18 protein-coding genes and 1 other annotated feature are annotated in these 22,503 nt (G+C 41.9%); of the genes, 7 read left to right on the top strand and 11 right to left on the bottom strand.

From position 1 onward, the window contains the following. Positions 1 to 39: 39 nt before the first annotated feature. Entirely contained in the window at positions 40 to 2,121 is a 2,082-nt protein-coding gene (locus BLP92_RS04750; RefSeq protein ID WP_090841141.1) for a sensor domain-containing diguanylate cyclase, read from the bottom strand. A gap of 803 nt (positions 2,122 to 2,924) precedes the next feature. Between BLP92_RS04750 and rpsD the strand changes: the two genes are divergently transcribed. Continuing rightward, entirely contained in the window at positions 2,925 to 3,527 is a 603-nt protein-coding gene (gene rpsD, locus BLP92_RS04745; protein WP_090841139.1) for a 30S ribosomal protein S4, read from the top strand. 218 nt (positions 3,528 to 3,745) lie between these two features. Here rpsD and tyrS read toward each other — a convergent pair whose 3' ends face one another. Beyond that, positions 3,746 to 5,017, bottom strand: coding sequence for a tyrosine--tRNA ligase (gene tyrS, locus BLP92_RS04740; protein ID WP_090841137.1), 1,272 nt, complete (start codon positions 5,015 to 5,017; stop codon positions 3,746 to 3,748). Positions 5,018 to 5,103: 86 nt separating this feature from the next. Then, positions 5,104 to 5,309, bottom strand: a binding site (T-box leader). Positions 5,310 to 5,450: 141 nt separating this feature from the next. Here tyrS and BLP92_RS04735 point away from each other — a divergent pair. The 4 genes from BLP92_RS04735 (at position 5,451) to BLP92_RS04720 (ending at position 11,810) form a co-directional block, all read left to right on the top strand. After that, positions 5,451 to 8,798, top strand: a complete 3,348-nt coding sequence (locus BLP92_RS04735) for a transglycosylase domain-containing protein (RefSeq protein ID WP_090841135.1) — start codon at positions 5,451 to 5,453, stop codon at positions 8,796 to 8,798. Positions 8,799 to 9,388: 590 nt separating this feature from the next. Then, complete coding sequence (locus BLP92_RS04730) at positions 9,389 to 10,024, top strand: GNAT family N-acetyltransferase (RefSeq protein WP_090841794.1); 636 nt, start codon at positions 9,389 to 9,391, stop codon at positions 10,022 to 10,024. A gap of 23 nt (positions 10,025 to 10,047) precedes the next feature. Beyond that, the gene (locus tag BLP92_RS04725; RefSeq protein ID WP_090841133.1) at positions 10,048 to 10,656 is read left to right on the top strand and encodes a CBS and ACT domain-containing protein; all 609 of its coding nucleotides are present in this window, start codon (positions 10,048 to 10,050) and stop codon (positions 10,654 to 10,656) included. Continuing rightward, a complete protein-coding gene (locus tag BLP92_RS04720; RefSeq protein WP_090841131.1) occupies positions 10,653 to 11,810 on the top strand; it encodes an acetoin utilization protein AcuC in 1,158 nt (385 codons plus the stop codon). The genes BLP92_RS04725 and BLP92_RS04720 overlap by 4 nt, the downstream gene beginning before the upstream one ends. Positions 11,811 to 11,902: 92 nt before the next feature. Here BLP92_RS04720 and BLP92_RS04715 read toward each other — a convergent pair whose 3' ends face one another. The 5 genes from BLP92_RS04715 to BLP92_RS04695 form a co-directional block, all read right to left on the bottom strand. After that, complete coding sequence (locus BLP92_RS04715; protein WP_090841129.1) at positions 11,903 to 12,622, bottom strand: 5'-methylthioadenosine/adenosylhomocysteine nucleosidase; 720 nt, start codon at positions 12,620 to 12,622, stop codon at positions 11,903 to 11,905. 67 nt (positions 12,623 to 12,689) lie between these two features. After that, positions 12,690 to 13,469, bottom strand: a complete 780-nt coding sequence (gene motS, locus BLP92_RS04710) for a flagellar motor protein MotS (RefSeq protein ID WP_090841127.1) — start codon at positions 13,467 to 13,469, stop codon at positions 12,690 to 12,692. Further along, positions 13,462 to 14,274 carry a flagellar motor protein MotP gene (gene motP, locus BLP92_RS04705; protein ID WP_090841125.1) on the bottom strand — a complete coding sequence of 271 codons (813 nt, stop codon included), beginning with the start codon at positions 14,272 to 14,274 and terminating at the stop codon, positions 13,462 to 13,464. The genes motS and motP overlap by 8 nt, the downstream gene beginning before the upstream one ends. Before the next feature lie 41 nt (positions 14,275 to 14,315). After that, positions 14,316 to 15,329, bottom strand: a complete 1,014-nt coding sequence (ccpA, locus tag BLP92_RS04700; protein ID WP_090841123.1) for a catabolite control protein A — start codon at positions 15,327 to 15,329, stop codon at positions 14,316 to 14,318. A 413-nt stretch (positions 15,330 to 15,742) separates the two neighbouring features. Next, the gene (locus tag BLP92_RS04695; RefSeq protein WP_090841121.1) at positions 15,743 to 16,837 is read right to left on the bottom strand and encodes a bifunctional 3-deoxy-7-phosphoheptulonate synthase/chorismate mutase; all 1,095 of its coding nucleotides are present in this window, start codon (positions 16,835 to 16,837) and stop codon (positions 15,743 to 15,745) included. A gap of 249 nt (positions 16,838 to 17,086) precedes the next feature. Between BLP92_RS04695 and BLP92_RS04690 the strand changes: the two genes are divergently transcribed. Beyond that, positions 17,087 to 19,228 (top strand): cell division protein FtsA, encoded by a 2,142-nt coding sequence (locus tag BLP92_RS04690; RefSeq protein WP_090841119.1) that lies wholly within the window; start codon positions 17,087 to 17,089, stop codon positions 19,226 to 19,228. 71 nt (positions 19,229 to 19,299) lie between these two features. Here BLP92_RS04690 and ytxJ read toward each other — a convergent pair whose 3' ends face one another. From ytxJ to BLP92_RS04675, 3 genes are read right to left on the bottom strand one after another with little or no spacing between them, the layout of a single operon-like run. Next, the gene (gene ytxJ, locus BLP92_RS04685) at positions 19,300 to 19,623 is read right to left on the bottom strand and encodes a bacillithiol system redox-active protein YtxJ (protein WP_090841118.1); all 324 of its coding nucleotides are present in this window, start codon (positions 19,621 to 19,623) and stop codon (positions 19,300 to 19,302) included. After that, entirely contained in the window at positions 19,623 to 20,000 is a 378-nt protein-coding gene (locus tag BLP92_RS04680) for a YtxH domain-containing protein (RefSeq protein ID WP_090841116.1), read from the bottom strand. The genes ytxJ and BLP92_RS04680 overlap by 1 nt, the downstream gene beginning before the upstream one ends. Before the next feature lie 14 nt (positions 20,001 to 20,014). After that, positions 20,015 to 20,464: a DUF948 domain-containing protein gene (locus BLP92_RS04675; protein ID WP_090841114.1), complete on the bottom strand. Its 450-nt coding sequence runs from the start codon at positions 20,462 to 20,464 to the stop codon at positions 20,015 to 20,017. 178 nt (positions 20,465 to 20,642) lie between these two features. On the opposite strand from BLP92_RS04675, the gene BLP92_RS04670 reads away from it, so the two are divergent. Then, positions 20,643 to 21,758 carry an aminopeptidase gene (locus BLP92_RS04670; protein ID WP_090841112.1) on the top strand — a complete coding sequence of 372 codons (1,116 nt, stop codon included), beginning with the start codon at positions 20,643 to 20,645 and terminating at the stop codon, positions 21,756 to 21,758. 448 nt (positions 21,759 to 22,206) lie between these two features. Here BLP92_RS04670 and BLP92_RS04660 read toward each other — a convergent pair. Continuing rightward, positions 22,207 to 22,503 (bottom strand): IS3 family transposase (locus tag BLP92_RS04660; RefSeq protein ID WP_139148916.1); only part of this gene is annotated, 297 nt, incomplete at its 5' end.

The raw sequence follows: 22,503 nt of genomic DNA, 5'->3' as shown, positions 1-22,503 counted from the left end.
ATTTATGCGGAGGCATAGATCTGCACTTTTTTCTCTCTTTTATCTCTCTAAAACTACTTTATTTCTTCCCTCGCTTTTTGCTCTATACATAGCTTCATCTGCTTTTGCAAATAACTGCGTTAAGGACGGTCTTTCTTCCTGAGCTCTCCAGTGAGAGATCCCACAGGAAATTGTTACTTTCGGAGAGGTTTCCTTTTCAACTCTGCTTCGTACTGTTTCTGCTGTCTCTGCTGCTTTCTCTTCGTCCATGAGAGGAACATAAAGTGCCAGTTCCTCCCCACCCCAGCGTACACCCATGCCTTCATGCTTTAACGCTTCTTCTTTAATGATTTGTGCGGTCTGTATAAGCACTTCATCTCCTGTCTGATGTCCATATTGATCATTTACCAGCTTAAAATGGTCGATATCAAACAGAAAGAAAGAACCTTCTTCATCCGTCTTGATTGAAAAGTTCACTTGCTCATCCATATGTTCTCTCGTGAAAAGTTTTGTTAAATAATCTGTAATAATCAGTGACTTCAATTCTTCATGCAGCACAGCATTCACAAGTGCTAATGCTGAATGCTGCACCAGGGACTGGCTGAGTTTAAATGTATCAAAACTGAAAGAATAAGGAGCTGCACCAAAGATTAATGCTGCACCGATAATATCTTTACCGTGAAACATTGGAATTCCCATAATAGATTGATAAGGTGCTCCGTCCTCCGTTTCTTCCCAGCGTCCAATAAACAAATCTTCTCTTTTGTCACAAACGCTTTCAATTAAAGATGGAAGATAGGTACTTACTGGAGAATCCTGCCATTCAGCTGACGAATCATCCATTTCACAGCTGCTTCTCCATCTCTTATCAATTAGAATTACCCCAGCTTCATCCGCATCTGAAGCAGATTTCAACTCCTGCTCCATCAGTTTAATCACTTCTTTCGTACTGCGGTTTGTATTCAGCTTTCGGGAAGTGGAATTAATCACCTGTAAATCTTCTACATACTGCCTCGACTGACGGTATAAATCGGCATTTTCAATTGCAATTCCTGCTGTGTCAGCAAGCATTGCTAAAAACACTTCATCGTGATGCTGAAGCATCAGATTATCTGATGGTAAGGTGATTTCTCCCACCCCATATACCCCTTGTTTCCCATTAATCGGAATGAACAACTTTTTTTCTCCATTCACATTGACGCTTAAAAACTCAGCATTTAAATATGCTTTCACTGCGGGGCTGTCAGGATTGCTTTGAATATCCAGGTGTTCTGCAGCCAGGCCTTTCTTCTCCATCCAGTCATTGACGAGAAGAAGTTTTACTTTAAATTTCGGATAGGCGTCTTTTACAGCTTTTTGCACTTCATAAAATATATCACTGGTGTTCATATAGCTGTGAAGCTTCTTATTCACATTTAGCAGAAGCCTGCTGCGGATAATTTCATTTTTCATAATAGTATCCTGATCAAGCTTTATTAAAATAGGAGTGAGCGTTTTTATAACATCCATCCAATAAAGCGGCTTCTCACCTTTGTTTATTTCCAATACAAAAAATCCAGTAACTTCTTCATTTTCTGCGAGGGGTATCAATAATTTGTTAAATAATTTTTGACTGTACTGAACCAGCATTTCATATTCTTCTGAGCTGAAAAGGTGTGTTAAGTATAAGGCATGCGCTGGAGATATGTTCAGTTCCTGGATGCTGCTTTTTTCTGGTCTGTTCAACTGGTAATTATCTGTGCATTTATTTTTTATGTAAAAACCACAGGTGATAAATAAATCCTTTTCTATACAGGAACATATACTTTCCGTAAAAGAAGAAAAGTTCTGCAGATTCTTCCACCCTTCCAGCAGACGGATTACATAAGGAGATTCCTTGTATTTCTCCTGCTGCAGTTCTATTTCAAGTGCCGTAACTTGTGAACGGGTTTCTTCAGTAACGTAAATTATTAAATGTCCTTCTTTACATTTCACATGCTTTTCTTCTAGCACTGAAGACGATTCGATCAAAGTGTCGAAAATGGCTGTTCTTGTTTTATCATCGGTATAAGCTTCTATCTTCCACTGCAGACTGTGTTCCATTGTAAATTTTACAGCTATATTAAGAGATTCGGATAATCTCTGACCTGCCACATTCTTCATTCATAGCCGCCTTTCTATTCCTGATGAATTCTGAATCTTCTATTCATTATATAGACATTTCTCATAAAAGAAATACTTTTTGGAAAGGATTCTTTTTTAATAGAAGAAATTTTTCCATCTTCCCTTGGAAAATCTCCTCAGGCAGGTGCAAAAACGAAAAGAATATACTGTTTAAAATTTTTACCAGCATAGCTTTATGCTTCCGGGCTTTAGTCTGTGAAGATACACTCTTCAAAAGGGATTGTCAGCTCGTTCTTCCAGAGGCTGAGTGACCTATCTCAGCCGGACGTATTGGGCGAGCGGAACAACACTCTCAAGCTTCCGCCGGCTTCCGCTTCGTTACTCTCTTTATAAAACTGAAGCACGAGCGGAATCGATCCTGGTTTTTTATGACAGCATGGCGGTCTCTGTTCTGCTGTCTGTGGATCGATGAAAGCCGTGCCCTGGGAGAGAAATAAGTCGAGAACAAGCCCTTGGGTAAGCCTCTCAGAAAGTGAAGCAGCAGTATTACTTCTTTTTAGCGGAACTTTTATTTTCAAGGCAGCTAATGAAAAAAAAGAGCTTTCGCTGAATGTCGAAATGCTCTCTTGACATACCTTCTTTAAAAAGATACACTATACGTTGTGCAAATAAGACAGCCTGCGTAAACAGCTTACAGTTCATTTCATTCCCGCATGTGTTCGAGGGGTATTGTGTAACCTCTAGCTGTCGAGGCGAAGATACCTAAAATGAAATGTCTGCGAGATCGGGATTACGACCTGTTTATTTCACTAATACTTTTAAATATGAAGGAGGAGTCAATTATGGCTCGATACACAGGACCAAGCTGGAAACTTTCCCGTCGTCTTGGAATTTCTCTAAGCGGTACAGGTAAAGAATTACAGAAGCGCCCTTACGGACCAGGTCAGCACGGTCCCAACTCAAGAAGAAAGACTACGGAATATGGTCTTCAGCTTCAGGAAAAGCAGAAGCTCCGTTACATGTACGGCATGAACGAGCGTCAGTTCTACAAAATGTTTGAAATTGCCGGCAAGCAGGATGGCATTCATGGTGAAAACTTCATGATTATCCTGGAATCACGTCTTGATAACCTCGTTTACCGTCTCGGTCTTGCACGCACACGCCGTGCTTCCCGTCAGCTTGTAAACCACGGTCACATCACTGTAGATGGCAAGCGCGTGGACATTCCTTCTTACCGCGTTACTCCAGGGCAGAAGATTTCTCTTCGCGAAAAATCTTTGAACCTTGACGTAGTAAAAGAAGCAGTAGAAGTTAATGACTTCACACCATCTTACGTTGAATTTGATGCTGAAAAGTTCGAAGGTACATTCACTCGCTACCCAGAACGTTCTGAGCTTCCAGCTGAAATCAACGAACAGCTTATCGTTGAGTGGTATTCTCGTTAATATGTATAGTAAAACCCCGCAGAGAAATTTTCTCTGCGGGGTTTTTTCAGATTGTTTATAAAGTAAGATGTTTCTTGTATTTATCACTGTTCTCCTCCGCTCTCCAGCGGAAGACTGCGCTTCAATCCCGCTGTCTCATGCCGGAGGCTGTGGAGAAAAGTATTTTGTTTCTGATGTATCGTATATAAGAATGTCTTCATTATTTAGTATTCCTTTTTTTACCACTTAATAAGAAAGAATTTCTTTTTGCCCCGGCGAAGAATCGTAAACGCGTTATCAAGCTTCTCGTTCTTCCCTACGGCTTTGTCAAGATCCTGACATCGTTCTCCATTAATATAAATTGCTCCATTTTTAATATCTTCTCTTGCCTGGCGCTTTGATGGAGCAATTCCACTATCCAGGAGGAGATCAATTAATTCTATCTCTTCTGCCTCCACATGAAAGGAAGGTACATCCTTAAATCCCTGGAGAACTTCTTCTGCACTGAGTTCTTTTAAATCTCCTTTTCCAAAAAGTGCATTTGTTATATTTACTGCCTGCTGCAATGCTGTATCTCCATGTACAAATGCTGTCAATTCTTCCGCCAGCCTCCGCTGGGCTGCTCTTTCATGAGGCCGTTCTGCAACTTCTGTTTCCAGCTGGTTGATATCTTCCTGAGAAAGGAAAGTAAAAAACTTCAGAAATTTCACTACGTCTGTATCATCTGTATTCAATAAAAATTGATAAAATTCGTATGGGGAAGTTTTTTCAGGATCCAGCCAGATAGCTCCACCTTCTGTTTTACCAAACTTCTGCCCATCAGCTTTTGTTACAAGCGGGATTGTAAATCCGAAAGCTGGTTCACGGGATCCTTCTTCAGTTCCATACATCCGGCGGATCAATTCTAATCCAGCTGTAATATTTCCCCACTGGTCACTTCCGCCTATCTGCAGCTTCACTCCATGATTTTTGTGAAGGTAGTAAAAATCCAAGGACTGCAGTATCTGGTAACTGAACTCGGTAAAAGATATTCCACTTTGAATTCTGGATTCAACGGATTCTTTTGCCAGCATGTAATTCACTCCGAAATGCTTTCCTGTATCACGCAGAAAATCAATAACTGTCATCTGGCCAATCCAGTCGTAGTTGTTCACTAACGTAGCTCCATGCTCTCCTTCAAAATCAAGAAACCTCTCTAATTGTGCCTTTATTTTATCACTGAAATGCTCTACGACATTTTGTTCATTCAGCGTACGTTCTGCGCTTTTCCCACTTGGATCCCCAATCAGTCCTGTGGCACCGCCGACTAAAGGATACGGCTTATGTCCGGCAAGCTGAAAACGACGCAGTGTAATAATGGTAATAAGATGACCAATATGCAGGCTGTCACCAGTAGGATCAAACCCGCAGTACAGCTTTACAGATTCCTCTTTCAATAATTCAGCTAATCCTTGTTCATCTGTCACCTGGTTGGTTAATCCTCTAAACTGCAGATCTTCCAATAATGTCATTTGTTCCATCTCCTTTAATATTTATAAATTACCTTTCTAGTGGTAAAAAATGAAATTTCGCACAAAAAACGTCCCCTGTCATTTAGACAAGGGACGATAATTACCGCGGTACCACCCATGTTAAGAAGGATTCCTTCTTCACTCTAACGTTTAACGCACGCCTCACGTTCTGCATTTCTGCAGAAATACTCCGAGATCGTAATTCACAAATGAATTTATACTGATTCTCACCTACCATCAGCTCTCTGCAACAGGGATCCATTTTGCTACTCATTCTCTTCATCGCTTTTAGTTTATTAATCCTTTTCATTTTTATCACGAAACTTGAAAAGATGTCAAGAAGCGCAGGAGATAATTAAGTCCTGAATCCTATATCTCCTAATACAAGCTATGGTATAATGGTGAATGATATTTTATTAGAGGGGGTTTTGCGGTGAGTGAAGACCGGTCTTCATGGAAAAACCTTTTCCAAAGTAAAGGGACACTTACAGTGGTCAAAGGAGTCCGTGTAACAACAGCAGTATTTTGGAATTTATTACTTATATTTTTTATTATAGGACTCGTAGGACTCGCCTTTGCCGGAGGAGCAGGTGCAGGATATTTTGCTTCTCTTGTACAGGACGAAACTGTACGCCAGGTGGATGAACTTGAAACGGAAATTTATAATTATGAAGAAACCACAGAAGTTTATTTTGCTGACGAGGAGTATTTGGGTGCCTTACCCACTACTCTGGAGCGCAGGGAAGTCGCTTTGGAAGATGTTTCCGACCATTTAATAAATGCGGTGATAGCGACGGAAGACGAATACTTTTATGAGCATGAAGGAATTGTACCAAAAGCCTTGTTCCGTGCTGTATTTCAGGATTTTTCAAATGCAGCAACCCAAACCGGCGGAAGTACATTAACACAGCAGCTTGTTAAAAATCAGGTGCTGACAAATGAAGTAACACATGATCGCAAAGCCAGTGAAATTCTTCTTGCTATGCGGTTAGAGCAGTTTATGGAGAAAGATGAAATTTTAGAAGCTTACTTAAACATTGTGCCATTTGGCAGAAATGCATCCGGGCGCCAGATCGCAGGCGCAGAAGCAGCAGCGCAGGGCATATTTGGAGTTTCGGCTGCAGAGCTGAATATTCCCCAGGCAGCCTTTATTGCTGGGCTTCCACAGAGTCCTTTTGCCTACACTCCCTTCTTATCTGGAGGAGAACAGAAAGAGTCTATCGATGCAGCGATGAACCGAATGAATACCGTGCTGGACAGAATGGCGCGCAGTGAATATATAACGGAAGAAGAGAAGCAGGAAGCACTCGATTATGATATCAGAGAAGCATTTACAGAGCCTACCCCTTCCAGTTATGAAGATTATCCGCTTATCGTAAACAGCGTTCGTGACCGTGCTGAAACCATTATTTTGGAGCACCTTCTTGAACAGGATGGCATTGATCTCTCTGAAATTGAAGATGAAGAATACCGCCAGCTGATGATCAACCGGTATTCTGAAGCTGCGCAGGAAAGTCTGCAGCGGGATGGGTACCGCATCCATACTACCATTAATAAAGATATTTATGACGGGCAGCAGGAAGCAGTACAGGAGTTTGAACATTTCGGCCCTACCCGGACTGCTACTGATGAAAATGAAGAAGGCGAAACTATCGAAGTGGATTATCCGGAGGAAGTAGGTTCAGTACTCCTTGATAACAAGACCGGCGCTATCCTCAGTTTTGTAGGCGGAAGAGATTTTGAGCAGAGTGAATACAACCGTGCCATGTCCGGCGGACGTCAATCCGGCTCTACAATGAAACCTCTTCTTACTTATGCACTTGGCTTTGAAGAAGGAGTGCTGCAGCCCGGATTTATTACTCCGGATACTCCTTACTACTATGATACGCCCAATGCAGAAGGAGAGGACCAGGAAGTAACTAACTTCGATGGAGAGCACTCCGGACTTATTACAGCAAGAGAAGCACTCTCACGTTCAAGAAACGTTCCGGCTGTTCGTGAATTAAACCGCCTTGACCATGAGTATGTGCAGGATAAAATGATAGATTTCGGTTTTGAGCCATTTTTTAATGGAGAAAACCTTCCACATGAAAGCAGCCCATTAGGAACTTTCGATGTTACAGTTGAAGCAAATACAAGTGCTTATTCTGCATTTGGTAACGGCGGTACCAGAAAAGAGCCTTACATGATTCAGAAAATAGAAACGGCAGATGGCGAAATGGTTTTTGAACAGGATTCTGAAGCAGAAACAGAGATCTTGTCTCCTCAGACAAGCTATTTAATGATTGACGTAATGCGTGATGTAATGGAATCTGGAATTGGTACAGCACCGAGTTTACCAGGCTACCTGGACTTTGAAACAGACCTTGCAGGTAAAACCGGTACTACACAGGAAATAAGCGATTCATGGTTTGTGGGATTAAACCCAAATGTGACACAGGGAATCTGGATAGGCTATGATACGAATGAATTTAGAGTAGTCGAGGAACTTAACGGAATTCGATACGGACCGAGAACACAGATGTTATGGGCTGAATTAGCAAACGCAGCCTATGAAGCAGAACCTGATCTGATGGCTCCGGAAGAAGATTTCGAACGTCCCTCCGGTATTGTAGAAGAAACGATATGTGGAATCTCAGGAAAACTCCCATCTGATCTATGCCGTGATGCCGGTTTTGTCACGACGGACCTTTTCAATGCGGATTTTGCTCCTACAGAAGTAGATGACAGCCTGGAAGAAGTTCGTTATGTACGTGTAAATGGAGAACATTATCTTGCACTGGACAGTACACCGTCTGAGTTTACAAAAACGGGAGCAAGTGTAAGTGATGAGTATTTCGATCTTGGGGATGAAGATATTTCTGAATACCTCCCTGAAGATTGGGAAAATCTTGTTTCAGCGGATGAAGAAGCTCCTGACAACGGCCAGACTCCTTCGAGTCCCTCCATTTCAACAAGTTCTGATACGATTACCTGGAATGAGAGTTCTGATGGTGATGTAGTAGGCTACAGGGTTTATTCCAGTTCTGGTTCAGAAGTAGACAGCGTGCGCTGGGATGAAGATTATGAGTATGCGGGAAGCGGTGGAACTTATTACATTACGGCAGTAGATGTAGCCGGCAGAGAATCAGGCAGCAGTAATGAAGTTTCTATCGGCACTACTTCCGGAAACGATGATGATGATGATGACGAAGACAACGGAGATAACGACAGCAATGAAAATAACTCAGCTGATTTAGGAAATAATGCTGATACCGGCAGCACAGAAGATGAAGATAGTGAAATAGCAGCTTATAATACCTTCGGAGACGATGACTCCGGAGGTTCTGCTGCAGCAAGTGATAATAATGCCGATAATCAACATGACAATACTGGTAACAGCAGTAACGCAGGAAGCAGTAATAATTCCAGTAGCAGTGGGAATTCAGGAAACAGTAATAATTCTGGGAGCAGTAATTCCAGCGGCGGCAGCAATAATTCCAGTAGTGGAAATAATAACTCCGGGAACAGCAGCACTGAAAGCAGCAATGCCGGAAATAATAGCAGCCCCGAGAACGAAAATAATGCGGAAAACGAACAAAATAATGAAAACGAAGCGGACACCGGCGAAAACAATAGTGCGGGTGAATCCAATGACGAGAACAACAATCAGGAGGAGAATTCCTCAGAGAATTTAGAAGCAAACTCTACCGAACCCAATGAAACAGCTGATTCTGGAAATAATAGCAGCAATAACACTGATGGTTCAAATAACAACACCGGGAATTCAAACGAAAATTGAACGATGTACAGAGAACTGGCCAAAGTGGCTGGTTCTTTTTTTATTGGCTACCTTGAAAATAAAAGTTTTGCTAAAAAGAAGTAATCATACTGCTTCACTTTCGGAGCGCCTTACCCAAGGACTTGTTCTCCACTAATTTTGACGGAAAGAACATCCTTCAACATAAATTCTCAAACTGCGCTGGTGCGCCCTCTTCTTCGTTACACAGCAGTATTAATTTTCATACTTCATGGTGGAAAAATCCTTCCGCTGTCCCCTCTTTTAAGGTTGCAGGGGGCCGTACACACCAGCCAAGTAAGCCAAAAACCGTCATACCTGGATGGCAGGTCCGCGGCTGCCTTCTTTCCTGCTGGAGATTCGTTCAAAGACCCGAACGAATCTGTGATGATCCCGCTATTTTTTCCGCAGGCGTCTACACCCTTATCCTTCGAAGCAGAAAACATAGAGTCTAACTGCGATAAAGTTTTTCTTCATAGCTGCTGCGGTACTTCTCCAGGAACAGTTCTTTTTAAACCGTTTTCATTGAAGCATAGGAGGCAAGAAAGAATTATGATATATTAAGAATATCAATGTGGAAAGTGGGGATGGCTTTGAAGCACCGGAAAACGTTCCATTCGATTGAACATACTGGTAAAGACAACCGGAAATTTGTAATTTCCGGGCCCCTTACAACTGAAATGATTGAACAGGCAGAGTTTGACGATGGATTAAAAGCCTTTCGCAAGCCTGAACAGCAGAAAAAAGCACTTATCGATGTATCAAAGTTGGAAGAAAACCGGATTATTGCTGCAATGGACGGCAATAAGATTGTTGGATACGCAGTTTATTTATATCCGGATGAGATGGAAAGATGGTCGCAGTATCAGCTGGAAAACCTGATAGAGCTCGGTGCAATTGAGGTTTCGCTGAAATACCGCGGTCATTCACTGGCGAAGCAGATCCTTAAAGTTTCTATGATGGATGATGCAGTGGAAGATTATATTATTATTACAACTGAATATTACTGGCACTGGGATCTTCGCGGTACCGGTCTTTCTATTTGGGAATACCGCGACATCATGGAAAAAGTTATGAAATCCGGTGGATTAATCTGGTATGCCACAGATGACCCTGAAATTACCTCCCACCCTGCCAATTGTTTAATGGCCAGAGTAGGCAGCCGTGTTTCCACCGACTCTGTACACGAGTTCGACCGGGTGCGTTTTCAAAACAGATATATGATTTAATTTTTCTTGGAGGTGTATTCCCTATGCGCGTAGAAGAAGTAATGCAGAAAAATATAATCTCAGTCTCTCCTGCCACCAGTTTGACAGAAGCGAGACAGATAATGAAAGAGAAAAGCGTTCGTCATCTTCCAGTCCTTCACCCGGAAACGAAAGAACTGGAAGGAATTGTTTCTGACCGGGATTTACAAAAAACAGAAATGAATTCAATGAAAGACATAATGATTACTTCTGTACATACAGCATTCCCAGGTGATTTTGTTGAAGAAGCAGCTTATATGATGCTGGAGAACAGAATTCACTGCCTGCCTGTAGTAGACTGGCATGAAAAAGTAATCGGTATGCTGACCGACACCGACCTGCTGACGACTCTTGTAAAGCTTACCGGTGCCGATCGCCCTTCTTCCCGCGTAGAAGTTGAGGTTCCTGATGAGAGTGGCCAGCTGGCAGATTTAATGATGGTGGCAAAAGAAACCAAACAGAATATTCAAAGTATTTTTGCAATACCTGCTGAGGAAGAAAGAATGAGAATTGTAATGAGGCTGCAAACTATCAATCCTCATATCTTCGTACAGGCTTTGAAAGTAAAGAGATATGATATTGTTTGGCCGGAAGAACCGGAGATGGAATCATGAAACAGGAAGCAGCTTTTATATTTTCAAAAGAACAACTGGATTACAAATTTAATGAAGAACATCCTTTTAACCAACGTCGCTTAAGTATGACGAACGATCTTCTCTTCAAATGCGGTGCTTTGAAAGAAGCTGATATTCACCCTGCACGCATGGCATCAGTCGATGAACTGCTGCTTGTTCATGATGAAGATTTTGTTTCTGCCGTAATCAGTGCGACGGACGGACAGCAAAAATCTTCGTTCCGTACTAAATACGGTATCGGAACAGATGATACTCCTGTTTTTCCCATGATGCACGATGCAGCTTCCTGGCTTGTTGGAGGAACATTACAAGCAGCCGATCTTGTTTTCGATAAAGGGTATAAGCATGCTCTTAACTTAGGCGGCGGTCTTCATCATGGTTTTCGCGGAAAAGCATCAGGATTCTGCATATATAATGACAGTTCTATCGCAATAGAATACATTCGGCGAAAATACGGAGCACGTGTACTATATGTGGATACCGATGCCCATCACGGAGATGGAGTGCAGTGGGCTTTTTATGATGATCCTGATGTATGCACAGTGTCTTTTCACGAAAGCGGAAGATTTTTGTTTCCTGGAACAGGTCATGTGTCTGAGCGCGGCCACGGAAAAGGATATGGCAGCACCTACAATGTTCCCTTTGAAGCTTTTTCTGAGGATGATACAATGCTCGAGGCTTATGAAAGAGTACTCCGTGCAGTAATTGAAGATTTCCGGCCGGACGTTATATTAACGCAGAATGGTGCTGATTCACACTATTATGATCCACTGACCCATCTATGCGGCACCTTGGACTTCTTTCATAACGTCCCTAAGCTCGCACATGAACTCGCGCACGAATATTGTAATGGGAAATGGATCGCAGTTGGAGGAGGCGGGTATGATATTTGGCGGGTTGTTCCCCGAGCCTGGGCCAGTATCTGGCTTGAAATGAGCGGTCAGACTCACCTTAGAGAAGAGCCGCTTCCGGCAGAATGGCTGAACCGCTGGCAGGAAGAAGCGCCGGTAAAGCTGCCGCCGGAATGGAATGATCCAAAAGGGCTCTATCCTCAAATCCCCCGCAGAGAAGAAATTAACCAAAAAAATGCAAGAACTGTAAAACAGTCGTTGAAGCTGTTAAGTAAAAAATAAGCCGCGGAAAGGCCTGAACTTTTATTAGTTCAGGCCTTTCCAGATGCTAATGATATATTTCCTTCAGAAATGAGTGGAACCCCATGAATATTTTATTGATCCTTTTTTTCATCCTGCATAAACTTTTGAATGGCACGCGTTACAATATCTGCAGACCGTTCCGCTGCTTCATAAAGCCACTGCTGGAACATTTGCGGTGCTTCTCCATTGGCTTTATCAGAAATTGTCCGTAAAACTACATAGGGCACGTCGTGCATCCATGCAATTTGTGCTACTGCTGCTCCTTCCATTTCAACACAATCCGCGTCGAATGTATCACGGATATATTGTACGGCCTTTTTATCTGCCACAAATTGATCCCCGCTCACGACTTTCCCCTCATGTACATTCACATCTCCTGCTTCTTCTGCTGCTTCCTTTAAAATAGATTTCCAGGCTGGATCCGCTGCAAATTCAGACGGTCCTTCAAACATAGGAATTGTACCTCTTGGAAAGCCTAAAGGACTTGCATCTATATCATGCTGCTGACACACTGTACTGATGACAACATCACCAATTTCATAGCCTGGATTTGCAGCTCCTGCAACCCCAGTAAATAAAATAAGATCAACGTGAAAAACATCAATCATTTTTTGTGCAGCTGCAGCAGCATTAATTTTTCCCACGCCGGCTTTTGTTAAAACCACCTCACAGAAGCCATATTTTCCTTCTCCATATTTATTTTTACCAAGAGTAAACTTTTCCTCTATAGTAAATAAATGTGTAAAGTGGGCAATCTCCTCTTCCATTGCCCCGATTATACCAATTTTCATTTCTATCCACTCCTTTAAAAAAGCTGTCCCTCATTATAAAAAGGACAGCTTCTGTCTATGAATGAAACTAATACAAGTCATCTATTTCATAGGAAGGATCAGAGATAACTATCACTACCCGGCGGTTCTGCTGCAAATTTTCTTCTGTAGTGTTTGGCGCAATGGGTCTCGTATCTCCATATCCAGCAGCCATAAAGCGCTGTGGCTCTAAATCCTCAGTAGAGGATAAATAACGAATGACGCTGCTCGCTCTTGCACCTGAAAGTTCCCAGTTGGAGGGAAACTGAGGCGTACTGATCGGACGGCTGTCTGTATGTCCTTCTACCTTTACCATATTTGGAATCGTATTTAATAATTCTCCGACTTTATCTAAAAATGGCTGCGCTTCATTGATCAAGTCAGCGCTCGCCGATTCGAAAAGTGCTTGTTCCTGCAATACGAGAACTACTCCACGGTCGTCCCGGGAAGCTGTTATTTCTTCTGTAAATTCATTTTCTTCCAGATATTCATTTACATCTTCCAAAAGATCATCAAGCTGCCGATTCACTTCTTCTTCTTCCATGTCTTCCAAGCTGTCGTACGTCTCCGTTTCTTCATTCGGTGAATCATCAATATCGAGCACTTCACGCTCATCTGAAGGATTTTCAAAAGGAATGATCGAAGGAAACGAATCAAATACTGCCCGGTCCTGAAAAGAGTCAGCTATTGCTCTGAATTTATTCGCATCCACGACCGACATCGAGAACAGCAGTATAAAAAATACAAGGATCAGCGTCATCATGTCGGAAAAAGTAACCATCCATTTCGGAGCCCCTTTATCCGTATCATTCTGTCTGCGCCTATTCATTTGTAACAGGCTCCTGCACTATTTCTTCTTCTTCTTTCTTAGAATGATTCGGAAGAAAAGCACTTAGTTTTTCCTGCAGCACTTTAGGATTCTGTCCGGACTGTACTCCGATAACTCCTTCAATAATAATTTGTTTCACAAAAACTTCGTCTTCCGTGCTCAGCATTAATTTGTGTGACATAGGACTGAAAACAAGGTTTGCAAGTAATGTTCCATACAAAGTTGTAAGAAGAGCTACTGCCATATTAGGACCAAGCGTTGAAGGATCATTTAGATTCTGCAGCATAAGAACAAGTCCTACAAGCGTCCCTATCATTCCCCATGCCGGAGCATATTCTGCAGCTTTTTCCAATATTACTCTTCCTTTTCTATGGCGCTCTTCCATGGCCACGACCTCTGCCATCATAATGTCTTTTATGATATCTGGCTCAATACCGTCTACAGCAAGGAGTACACCTTTTTCAATAAAAGGGTCATCCACCTCATCGAGCGCTGCTTCCAACGCCAGCAGGCCTTCCCGTCTAGCTTTTGTTGATAAATCTACAAATGTGTCAATCAGTCCCTGCAGATTATGTTCCCTTGTCTGAAATGTTTCCTTCATCACTTTAGGAAGCAGCTTTAAATCAGCAAGTGAAAAGTTAATCATTATTGCAGCGGACATTCCGCCAAGAACAATTAATATAGAGGCAATTTGAAGAAAGTCAGTCAGGTTACCAGTACCTGCCGAGTTGGAAAAGATCGCGAGAAACATAGCTGTCATACCGATAAAAATCCCTATCGGTGTTAATAAATCTGTTTTTTTCATAGTACTCTCCCCAGGCTGTCTTCATTTCACCTCTGCATTAATTAATCCTCTTCACTAAAAGAAGTTGACTGGCGGTATTCAATGCGGTGAGGTAAAACGACAGCATTTTCTGTCACTTCTTCTTTGTTCATTAATTTTGTCAGCAGACGCATGGATACAGCGCCAATATCGTACATGGGCTGTACTACGGTAGTTAACGTCGGCCGCACCATAGTAGCCAGTCTTGTATTATCAAAGCCGATAATTTCAAAATCTTCAGGAATTTTGTAGCCTGCATCCTGCGCACCGTGAATTAACCCCAGTGCCATTTCATCGGTAGAAGCAAAAACTGCAGAAGGCTTCTCCTTCATTTCAAGCAGCTGATTCATTGCTTCAAGTCCTGATTGGTAAGTGTAATCACCAATGACAATCAGGCTGTCATCCAGCTCTATGTCTGCTTCCTGAAGTGCTTTTTTATATCCTGAATATTTTTGATACCCGTTAATAGGATCTTCAAGTGTACCTGAAAGCATTGCTACCCGCTTATGTCCTTGTTTGATAAGAGCACTTACTGCATCGTATGCAGCCTGGATGTAGTCAATGTTCACTGAAGGGAACTCTTTCTTTTCATCAATGGTAGCCGACAATACTACAGGCACTGGTGACTTCTTAAACGTTTCTTCATGGTCTTTTGTAATTTCTCCACCCATAAATACAATACCATCGACCTGCTTCTCCAGCATGGTATTTATAAGATGAATTTCTTTATCTTTATTCTGGTCTGAATTACTGAGAATAATATTATATTTATACATTGTAGCTATATCCTCAATCCCTCTCGCCAGTTCAGAAAAGAAGATGCTGGAAATATCAGGAATTATCACTCCTACTGTAGTAGTACGTTTGCTGGCAAGTCCTCTGGCTACTGCATTCGGCCGGTAACCAAGCCGGTCAATTGCTTCCATCACACGCTTTCTTGTTGTCGGTTTCACATTTGGGTTGCCATTTACAACTCTTGATACAGTTGCCATTGACACTCCTGCTTCTCTTGCTACATCGTAAATTGTTACATTCATTCTATTGCTCCTCCTTAACGTATATATCCAAATTATTACTTTCATTTTTTCATAATATACATTAATCATACGACACTTTCAGGAGGCACGCAAACTATTAATTATATCGTCTGCACACCTTTAGTCCTAAAGGAAATAATGAAAATTCTTTTTAAAATTCCAGAAAAGTCCTACTGCACATCATGTTTATTGTGCCTAATGAACCATGTATATTAATTAAATATCTTCTGCTGCTGTTTTATTGATTTGCAGACATTATTGAAATTTTTTGTTCTTCCTGCGGCGTGCAGTTAACATAAGGAATTAATGTCATCTGTAAGGAAATGATTATCGGCAGCATTTCCATAAAGAAAGGGACGCCTGAGTTCCAGGCTGTCCCTTTCTTCCTGCTTTATTTTGTCTGCTTCAGTGTATTACTTTGCTGTAACCTGGCCTTTTTTATAAAGACCGGATTCAGTAAGTTTTGTAAGAAACTCATCAAACTGCGGGAAGTCCATCTGCTGCGCAGAATCTGATAAAGCTACCGCCGGATCCGGGTGTACTTCCGTCATTACCCCATCTGCTCCAATTGCGAGTGCTGCTTTCGCCGCCGGAAGAAGCAGGTCACGTCTGCCCGTAGAATGAGTAACATCCACCAGTACCGGGAGATGTGTTTCCTGTTTAAGAATCGGTACTGCAGAAATATCAAGCGTGTTTCGTGTCGCTGTTTCGTAGGTACGGATTCCACGCTCACATAGAATGATATTATCGTTTCCTTGTGAAGCAATGTATTCAGCTGCATTGATAAATTCAGCAAGCGTTGCGGAAAGTCCGCGTTTTAACAGAATTGGTTTATTTACTCTGCCTGCTGCTTTAAGCAATTCGAAGTTCTGCATATTACGCGCACCAATTTGAATAACATCAAGGTATTCTACTGCTTTTTCAATATCATGTGGTGTTACAATTTCACTTATAACAGCAAGTCCGTGTTTTTCAGATGCTTTTTTTAGAATTCTTAAGCCTTCTTCTCCCAGCCCCTGGAAGTCGTAAGGAGAAGTCCGTGGCTTGAACGCACCTCCACGCATAAGCTTAATACCCTGTTTCTTTAATACTTCTGCTACCTGATCAACCTGCTCTTCACTTTCTACTGAGCAAGGACCTGCAATAATCCGCTGTTCACCGTCTCCTATTTTCTCACCCTTAACATCTACAATTGTATCTTCCTGCTTCTTCTTACGGGAAACAAGCATTAGTTTACTGTGATCGTCTTCCTGAAGTTCCAGGCTTGCTTTGAAAATTTCTTTAAATATATGCTGCACCGTAGAAGTTTGAAATGGTCCCTGATTTTTCGCAGCTAAATCATTCAGCATTTTTCGCTCTCTGACCGGATCAAAGCGATTAATCCCCTGTGCTGCTTTTACTCTTCCAACTTCCTGTGCTAACTCTGCCCGCTTTGTAATTAAATCAAAAAGCTGGTCGTTCACCTCATCTAATTGTGCTCTCAACTCTTCTAATTGTTCGTTACTCATTATAAAAAACTCCTCTCTTATTCTGTCCAGCCCTCGCTAGCAATCGATTTAATGACCATTATATATGATAATGCTGCTCCTGTCAGCCCTTTTTCTTTAATAATTAAACGCTTTTAAGCATTAAAGCGATAAAATTTACTTCTGACCCTTGTCTGACAAGGGTTTTTAAATCGTGTATAATAAAATATTATATTATTTTTATAAATTTCACATGCTTGTATTAGATTATTTTGATAAGGTGGGCCGTTAATGACAACGCAAAAATATATATTTGGTCTGGATATTGGAACTCGTTCCGTAGTAGGTCTGCTTCTGAAAGAAAGCGGGAATTCCTATCATGTAGCAGATGTGCTGAGTATTGAGCACAGTGAACGCTCAATGCTGGATGGACAGATACATAACGTTCAGGAAGTTGCAAAAACCATCTGCGCCGTAAAAGAAACACTCGAAGAAAAATACGGGGAGCTCAGCAGCGTTTGCGTAGCAGCAGCCGGAAGATCCCTGCAGACAAAAAAAGCGAAAATTGAAATTCCAATTAGTGATAACACGATTGTTGATCGAAGCGCACTTCTTCACCTTGAATTAACAGCAGTGCAAAAAGCGCAGCACGAACTTGCTAAAGAGAGAGTCACTGAAAAAAGAAAAGTAAAAGATTATTGTGTCGGCTACTCTGTGATGCATTATGAGTTAGATGGAGAACCGATTGGGAGTCTCATTGACCAGCAGGGCGAAACTGCATCTGTAGAAGTGATCGCCACCTTCCTGCCGAAAGTAGTAGTGGAATCTTTACTGACGGCGCTCCAGAGAAGCGGACTGGAGCTTGAAGCGCTGACTCTCGAACCAATTGCCGCCATCAACATCCTTATTCCCTCTTCCATGCGCAGATTAAATGTAGCGCTTGTAGATATTGGGGCAGGTACTTCTGACATTGCACTTACTGAGGAAGGCACCGTAACAGCCTACGGCATGGTGCCGAGTGCAGGTGACGAAATTACGGAAGCATTGAGCGATCATTTCCTGCTTGATTTCCCTGAAGCTGAAGAAGTTAAGAAGAAGCTTCATAACGAAAGCGAAATTGCTGTGACAGATATTCTCGGGATGGAATCCATTATTTCAGCAGAAGACATCATTAATGCTGTGGAGCAGCAGATTGAATCACTTGCGGAAGAAATAACGCTTGAGATCCTCCGGCTGAATGGACGCCTTCCTAAAGCAGTGATGCTGGTAGGAGGCGGCTCGCTGACTCCCCTGCTTCCTGCGAAAATCGCACAAAAGCTGGAGCTCCCGGAAAATAGAGTAGCTATCAGAGGGCTGGACGCAATTAAGTCCGTTTCTTTTGCAGACCATATTGCAATGACTCCTGAATTAGTAACACCTGTAGGTATCGCTGTTACAGCCAGAGAAAGCCCGATAGAGTATGTAAGTGTAGAAGTGAACCAGCAGTTAACCAGACTCTTTGATGCAAAACAGCTTACTATTGCAGATGCTTTACTTGCAAGCGGTATGGAGATAGCTGATCTCTATGGAAAACCAGGTCCTGCCAAAATGATAAAGCTGAACGGGTCTTACATTTCTATTCCCGGCACTATGGGAACATCTCCCCTAATCCAGTTAAATGGAGCCCCTGCCTCCCTTGATACACCTATTTCTCATAAGGACGCTCTTACTGTGACGAAGGGGGAAAATGGCAGAGAAGGAAAAGCAGCCTTGCAAGACATATTGGAAGAATCCAGCAGGATGCCAGTGTATATAAATAATAAACTTAGAGAAATACCGGCTGCTATCTATGTAAATAAGGTAGAAGCTTCCCTGGAATACTCCTTGCAAGATCACGATATTGTTAGTGTGGACTTTCCAAAAACAATTCAGGAAGCTTTAGAACTTCTGCAGTATCCCTTAGAGCATCATTCAGTGAAGGTATTTATCAATAATAAACCGCTTGCTATAGAGACTGCCTCTGTATCCATACAAAAGAATACACTTGCAGCGACGTTAACTGATGCTGTAAACCCAAAAGATGCACTTACTATACATCCAAAATCTAAAGTCAGCCCATCTGCAAAAGATTTTCTGCTGATGTATGACCAAGATGCAATTCATGAAATAAAAGTAACTTTTAATGGGGAGCCGGTTTATTTATTGAAGGAGAAGTATGATTGTTTTATTCAGGACCAACAGATCAGTCTGGAGAATAAATTAAGCACCGGCAGCCGGCTGGAAGCAGTGAAAAAGCATTCAGCTCCATTTATTTATCAGGATGTTTTTACGAAGGTAACTATTGAACAGCCGAAAGAAAGTAATAAAAAGCTTGTTACTCTTATCAATAACAAACCTGCAGATTTTTCATCAGAAATACGCCATGGGGATGAGCTGACACTTACCTGGCATTAAAAGAAAAAGAAGCTGTCCCTCGTGGGAGCAGCTTCTTTTTTATTCACTATTTTTATTGAAACGAATAATTTTTACGAGAGTTGAGAAACCTGCTCCTGTAAATTTTTTTTCGTCACTCTCCAATGAGAGTCATTCCATATAAGCTGTTGATTGTGCACGAGAAATGCCTGCGGTGATTCATGCTTTATTCCAAAATGATCTGCTGCGTCATTTGCACCTTCTCTTAATTCCTGCACATTCAGATAATATACTGGAATATCTGAGTCTTTTGAAAAAGCTTCTGTTTCACTGTAGGCCTCTGCACTGATAGGACAAGTAATACTATGCTTCAGCAGCACATAACTTTCTTTTTGGTAAACCTGCTTCAGCGCATCTACTGTTTCAACTTTTTTCATCAGACTCTGCCCTCTCCATTTTTCTTTGCTTTCTCACGTTCCTCTACTTCCCGGATTAATTGTTCCACAGAGCGCTGCAGATCTTCTACTTCCTGTCTTACGGAAGCTGCAATATCTTCAGACAGATCGTCGAAATCTTCGATCAGATAATCCGCTGAATCCGTTAACTCTTTCATGTCCTTACGCATGGAACGTGACAAATCTTTCATTTTATCCACCAGGCTCGTAGTACTCTCTCTTGCTTGTTCATTAATACCTTCTCGAATTTCCCTGCCTGATTTCGGCGTCACCAGAAAAGCAGTGGAAGCTCCAACCAGACCACCGATGAGGGCCCCAATAAAAAAGTCTTTTGTATTCATAACGCTTTCTTCACTCATCGTATATTCCTCCTTTATTTAGCTTGTCTATAGCCAGTTTGTGCAGTTTTCGTATCTTTTCTGACTTTATATTTTGTCCATAGTGTCAACGCTGCATTTCCCCACTGGACTGCTTTTGCCACCTGCTCAGAACGTTCATCCGCCTGCTGTGATACAGAGTCTGATACTCTCTTCACAGAATGGTTTAATGTCTGAAACGTTAAACCCAGATCCTGCGCTGCTGAAAATACTGAATTTAAAGAATCAGATTTCCGCTGCAGATCGTCAGCAAGTGCATTCGTTTTATGTAATAACGAATTGGACTCCTTGGTAATGCCGTCTACCTGCCCCTGAAGATCTTCCACCGTTTTCGATACACTTTCCATTGTCTGCTTCAGTGCTTTTAAAGTTGTAATAATAAAAACTACCAGCAGAGCAAATGCTACTGCTACAATTGCTGCACTTACGTATAATAGCCATTCCATTTTCTATTCCTCCTTTTAAGATCATTGATTATCATAGAAACTCTTTCTTTATTGAACAGGATTCTGGATGAATTGTCAAAATCCTGCTTCCTCCTACTCATTACTGGCAATTCTATTTTAGTACAGGTAAAATTGGGAGCGGATAACTTACATATTTTTTCGAAGGAGTGTTTTGTGTATGAGAGACCCCCGTATCCGTACTTTAGCTCGTAATTTAATACGCTACTCAACCGATCTGCAGCCAGGTGAAAAAATACTGATAGAAAATTTCGGCCTGCAGAAAGAACTCGTAAAAAGCCTTGTTGAAGAAGCATATGATGTAGGCGGTATACCTTTTGTTTCCCTTAAAGAGCACGATGTAAACCGTTCGTTACTTCAGGGTGCTACTGAATCTCAGCAGCAGCTGACGGCAAAGTTTGAAGCAGATGTGATGAAAGAAATGGATGCCTATATCGGCCTGCGCGCCGGTGACAATATCAGTGAACTTTCTGATGTTCCTTCTGACAAAATGAGTCTGCATCAAAAGACAGTAGGAACCGAAGTACATCGAAAAATCCGCGTCCCTGATACCAAGTGGGTGGTGCTGCGGTATCCGACTCCGTCCATGGCACAGCTGGCAAATATGAGCACAGAAGCTTTTGAAGATTTTTATTTTGATGTATGTAACCTGGATTACGCGAACATGGACAAAGCAATGGATGCACTTGTAGATCGAATGAACAGAACCGAAACTGTCCACATTCAGGGAGAAAATACAGATCTTACTTTTTCCATAAAAGATATTCCAGCTATAAAATGTGCCGGCAGATTAAATATTCCTGATGGGGAAGTGTATACAGCTCCTGTGCGTGACTCTGTTAATGGTACCATTACCTATAATACAGCTTCTCCCTACCAGGGAACAACCTTTGAAAAGATACAATTTACCTTTAAAAATGGAAAAATTATTGCGGCTTCCTCAAATGATAACAAGAAAATCAATGAAATCCTGGATACAGATGACGGGGCACGGTATATCGGAGAGTTCGCTATCGGTGTAAATCCTTTTATTAAGAATCCAATGCAGGATATTCTATTTGATGAAAAAATTGACGGCAGTTTTCACTTTACTCCAGGCCAGGCTTATGACAACGCCTATAATGGGAACGATTCTGCTATTCACTGGGATATAGTAAATATTCAGCGCCCTGAATACGGCGGCGGAACCATTTCTTTTGACGGCGAAGTGATCCGGGAAAACGGCCGCTTTGTAGTGGAAGATTTAAAAGGATTGAATCCGGAGAATCTCGTATAATATTTATCTCTGAAGGAAAATCCCGCTGACGAATAAAAAAACATAAAAAAAACCTGTCCAAAAAGTTGGACAGGTTTTTTTCCAGGCTGTTGAAAAAGTGATTTTTCTGTATAAGTATACGATTTTATGCTTTTGTCTCCGAAGAGTCGCTTTCCGGAGGGAACTCTCTCAGCTAACCTGCCGTCGGCAGTGGATCTTCGAATCGTTCAAATCCTCCAGGAGTCGACTCTTCTGCGCCTGCAGCATAGTTAAAGAAGACAAAGGCTTTTATACGAAACCACATAAATACGAACATTTTTTCTTCGAAAATAACTTTTCTGCATAGCGCTCGGCGGGGACAGCGGGATTCAAGCGAAGTCTGAAGATCCTTTGTAATGCCGGCAGGCATTGCAAATAGCTGAAGGCAAGCCCCACGGCAAGGTAGTGACCCCTAAAAGTTAGAGTTTTCTTATGAAGCTGATTGGATGGTTTGATTCCGATATTGGATGGGGCTCAATCCGTCCAATTTTGCTTTTACACGTTCATGATTATAGTACTCCATGTAGCTCTCCAGTTTTCGTTTCAGTTCTTCATACGAAACCAGGTCTTCTCCGTGATACATCTCCTGTTTGAGAATCCCGAAAAAATTCTCCATCATGGCATTATCTGCGCAGGTTGCTTTTCTGGACATACTTTGAAAGATTCGATGTTTCTTTAAGGTTTTTACCCACTTTTTGTGTTGGTAGTGCCAGCCTTGATCCGAGTG

Source organism: Alkalicoccus daliensis, from assembly GCF_900103955.1.
GTDB lineage: Bacteria > Bacillota > Bacilli > Bacillales > Salisediminibacteriaceae > Alkalicoccus > Alkalicoccus daliensis.
The sequence above is the reverse complement of the archived record's forward strand: the minus strand, read 5'-3'. Positions and strand labels throughout refer to the sequence as shown.

Coding starts and splice junctions, on each gene's coding strand:
- motS (WP_090841127.1), bottom strand. CDS start 13,469: ATGAATAGGCGCAGACAGAATGATACGGATAAAGGGGCTCCGAAATGG.
- BLP92_RS04680 (WP_090841116.1), bottom strand. CDS start 20,000: ATGAGTGAAGAAAGCGTTATGAATACAAAAGACTTTTTTATTGGGGCC.
- BLP92_RS04690 (WP_090841119.1), top strand. CDS start 17,087: ATGACAACGCAAAAATATATATTTGGTCTGGATATTGGAACTCGTTCC.
- BLP92_RS04675 (WP_090841114.1), bottom strand. CDS start 20,464: ATGGAATGGCTATTATACGTAAGTGCAGCAATTGTAGCAGTAGCATTT.
- motP (WP_090841125.1), bottom strand. CDS start 14,274: ATGAAAAAAACAGATTTATTAACACCGATAGGGATTTTTATCGGTATG.
- BLP92_RS04720 (WP_090841131.1), top strand. CDS start 10,653: ATGAAACAGGAAGCAGCTTTTATATTTTCAAAAGAACAACTGGATTAC.
- BLP92_RS04725 (WP_090841133.1), top strand. CDS start 10,048: ATGCGCGTAGAAGAAGTAATGCAGAAAAATATAATCTCAGTCTCTCCT.
- rpsD (WP_090841139.1), top strand. CDS start 2,925: ATGGCTCGATACACAGGACCAAGCTGGAAACTTTCCCGTCGTCTTGGA.
- ccpA (WP_090841123.1), bottom strand. CDS start 15,329: ATGAATGTAACAATTTACGATGTAGCAAGAGAAGCAGGAGTGTCAATG.
- BLP92_RS04750 (WP_090841141.1), bottom strand. CDS start 2,121: ATGAAGAATGTGGCAGGTCAGAGATTATCCGAATCTCTTAATATAGCT.
- ytxJ (WP_090841118.1), bottom strand. CDS start 19,623: ATGAAAAAAGTTGAAACAGTAGATGCGCTGAAGCAGGTTTACCAAAAA.
- BLP92_RS04670 (WP_090841112.1), top strand. CDS start 20,643: ATGAGAGACCCCCGTATCCGTACTTTAGCTCGTAATTTAATACGCTAC.
- tyrS (WP_090841137.1), bottom strand. CDS start 5,017: ATGACATTATTGGAAGATCTGCAGTTTAGAGGATTAACCAACCAGGTG.
- BLP92_RS04715 (WP_090841129.1), bottom strand. CDS start 12,622: ATGAAAATTGGTATAATCGGGGCAATGGAAGAGGAGATTGCCCACTTT.
- BLP92_RS04695 (WP_090841121.1), bottom strand. CDS start 16,837: ATGAGTAACGAACAATTAGAAGAGTTGAGAGCACAATTAGATGAGGTG.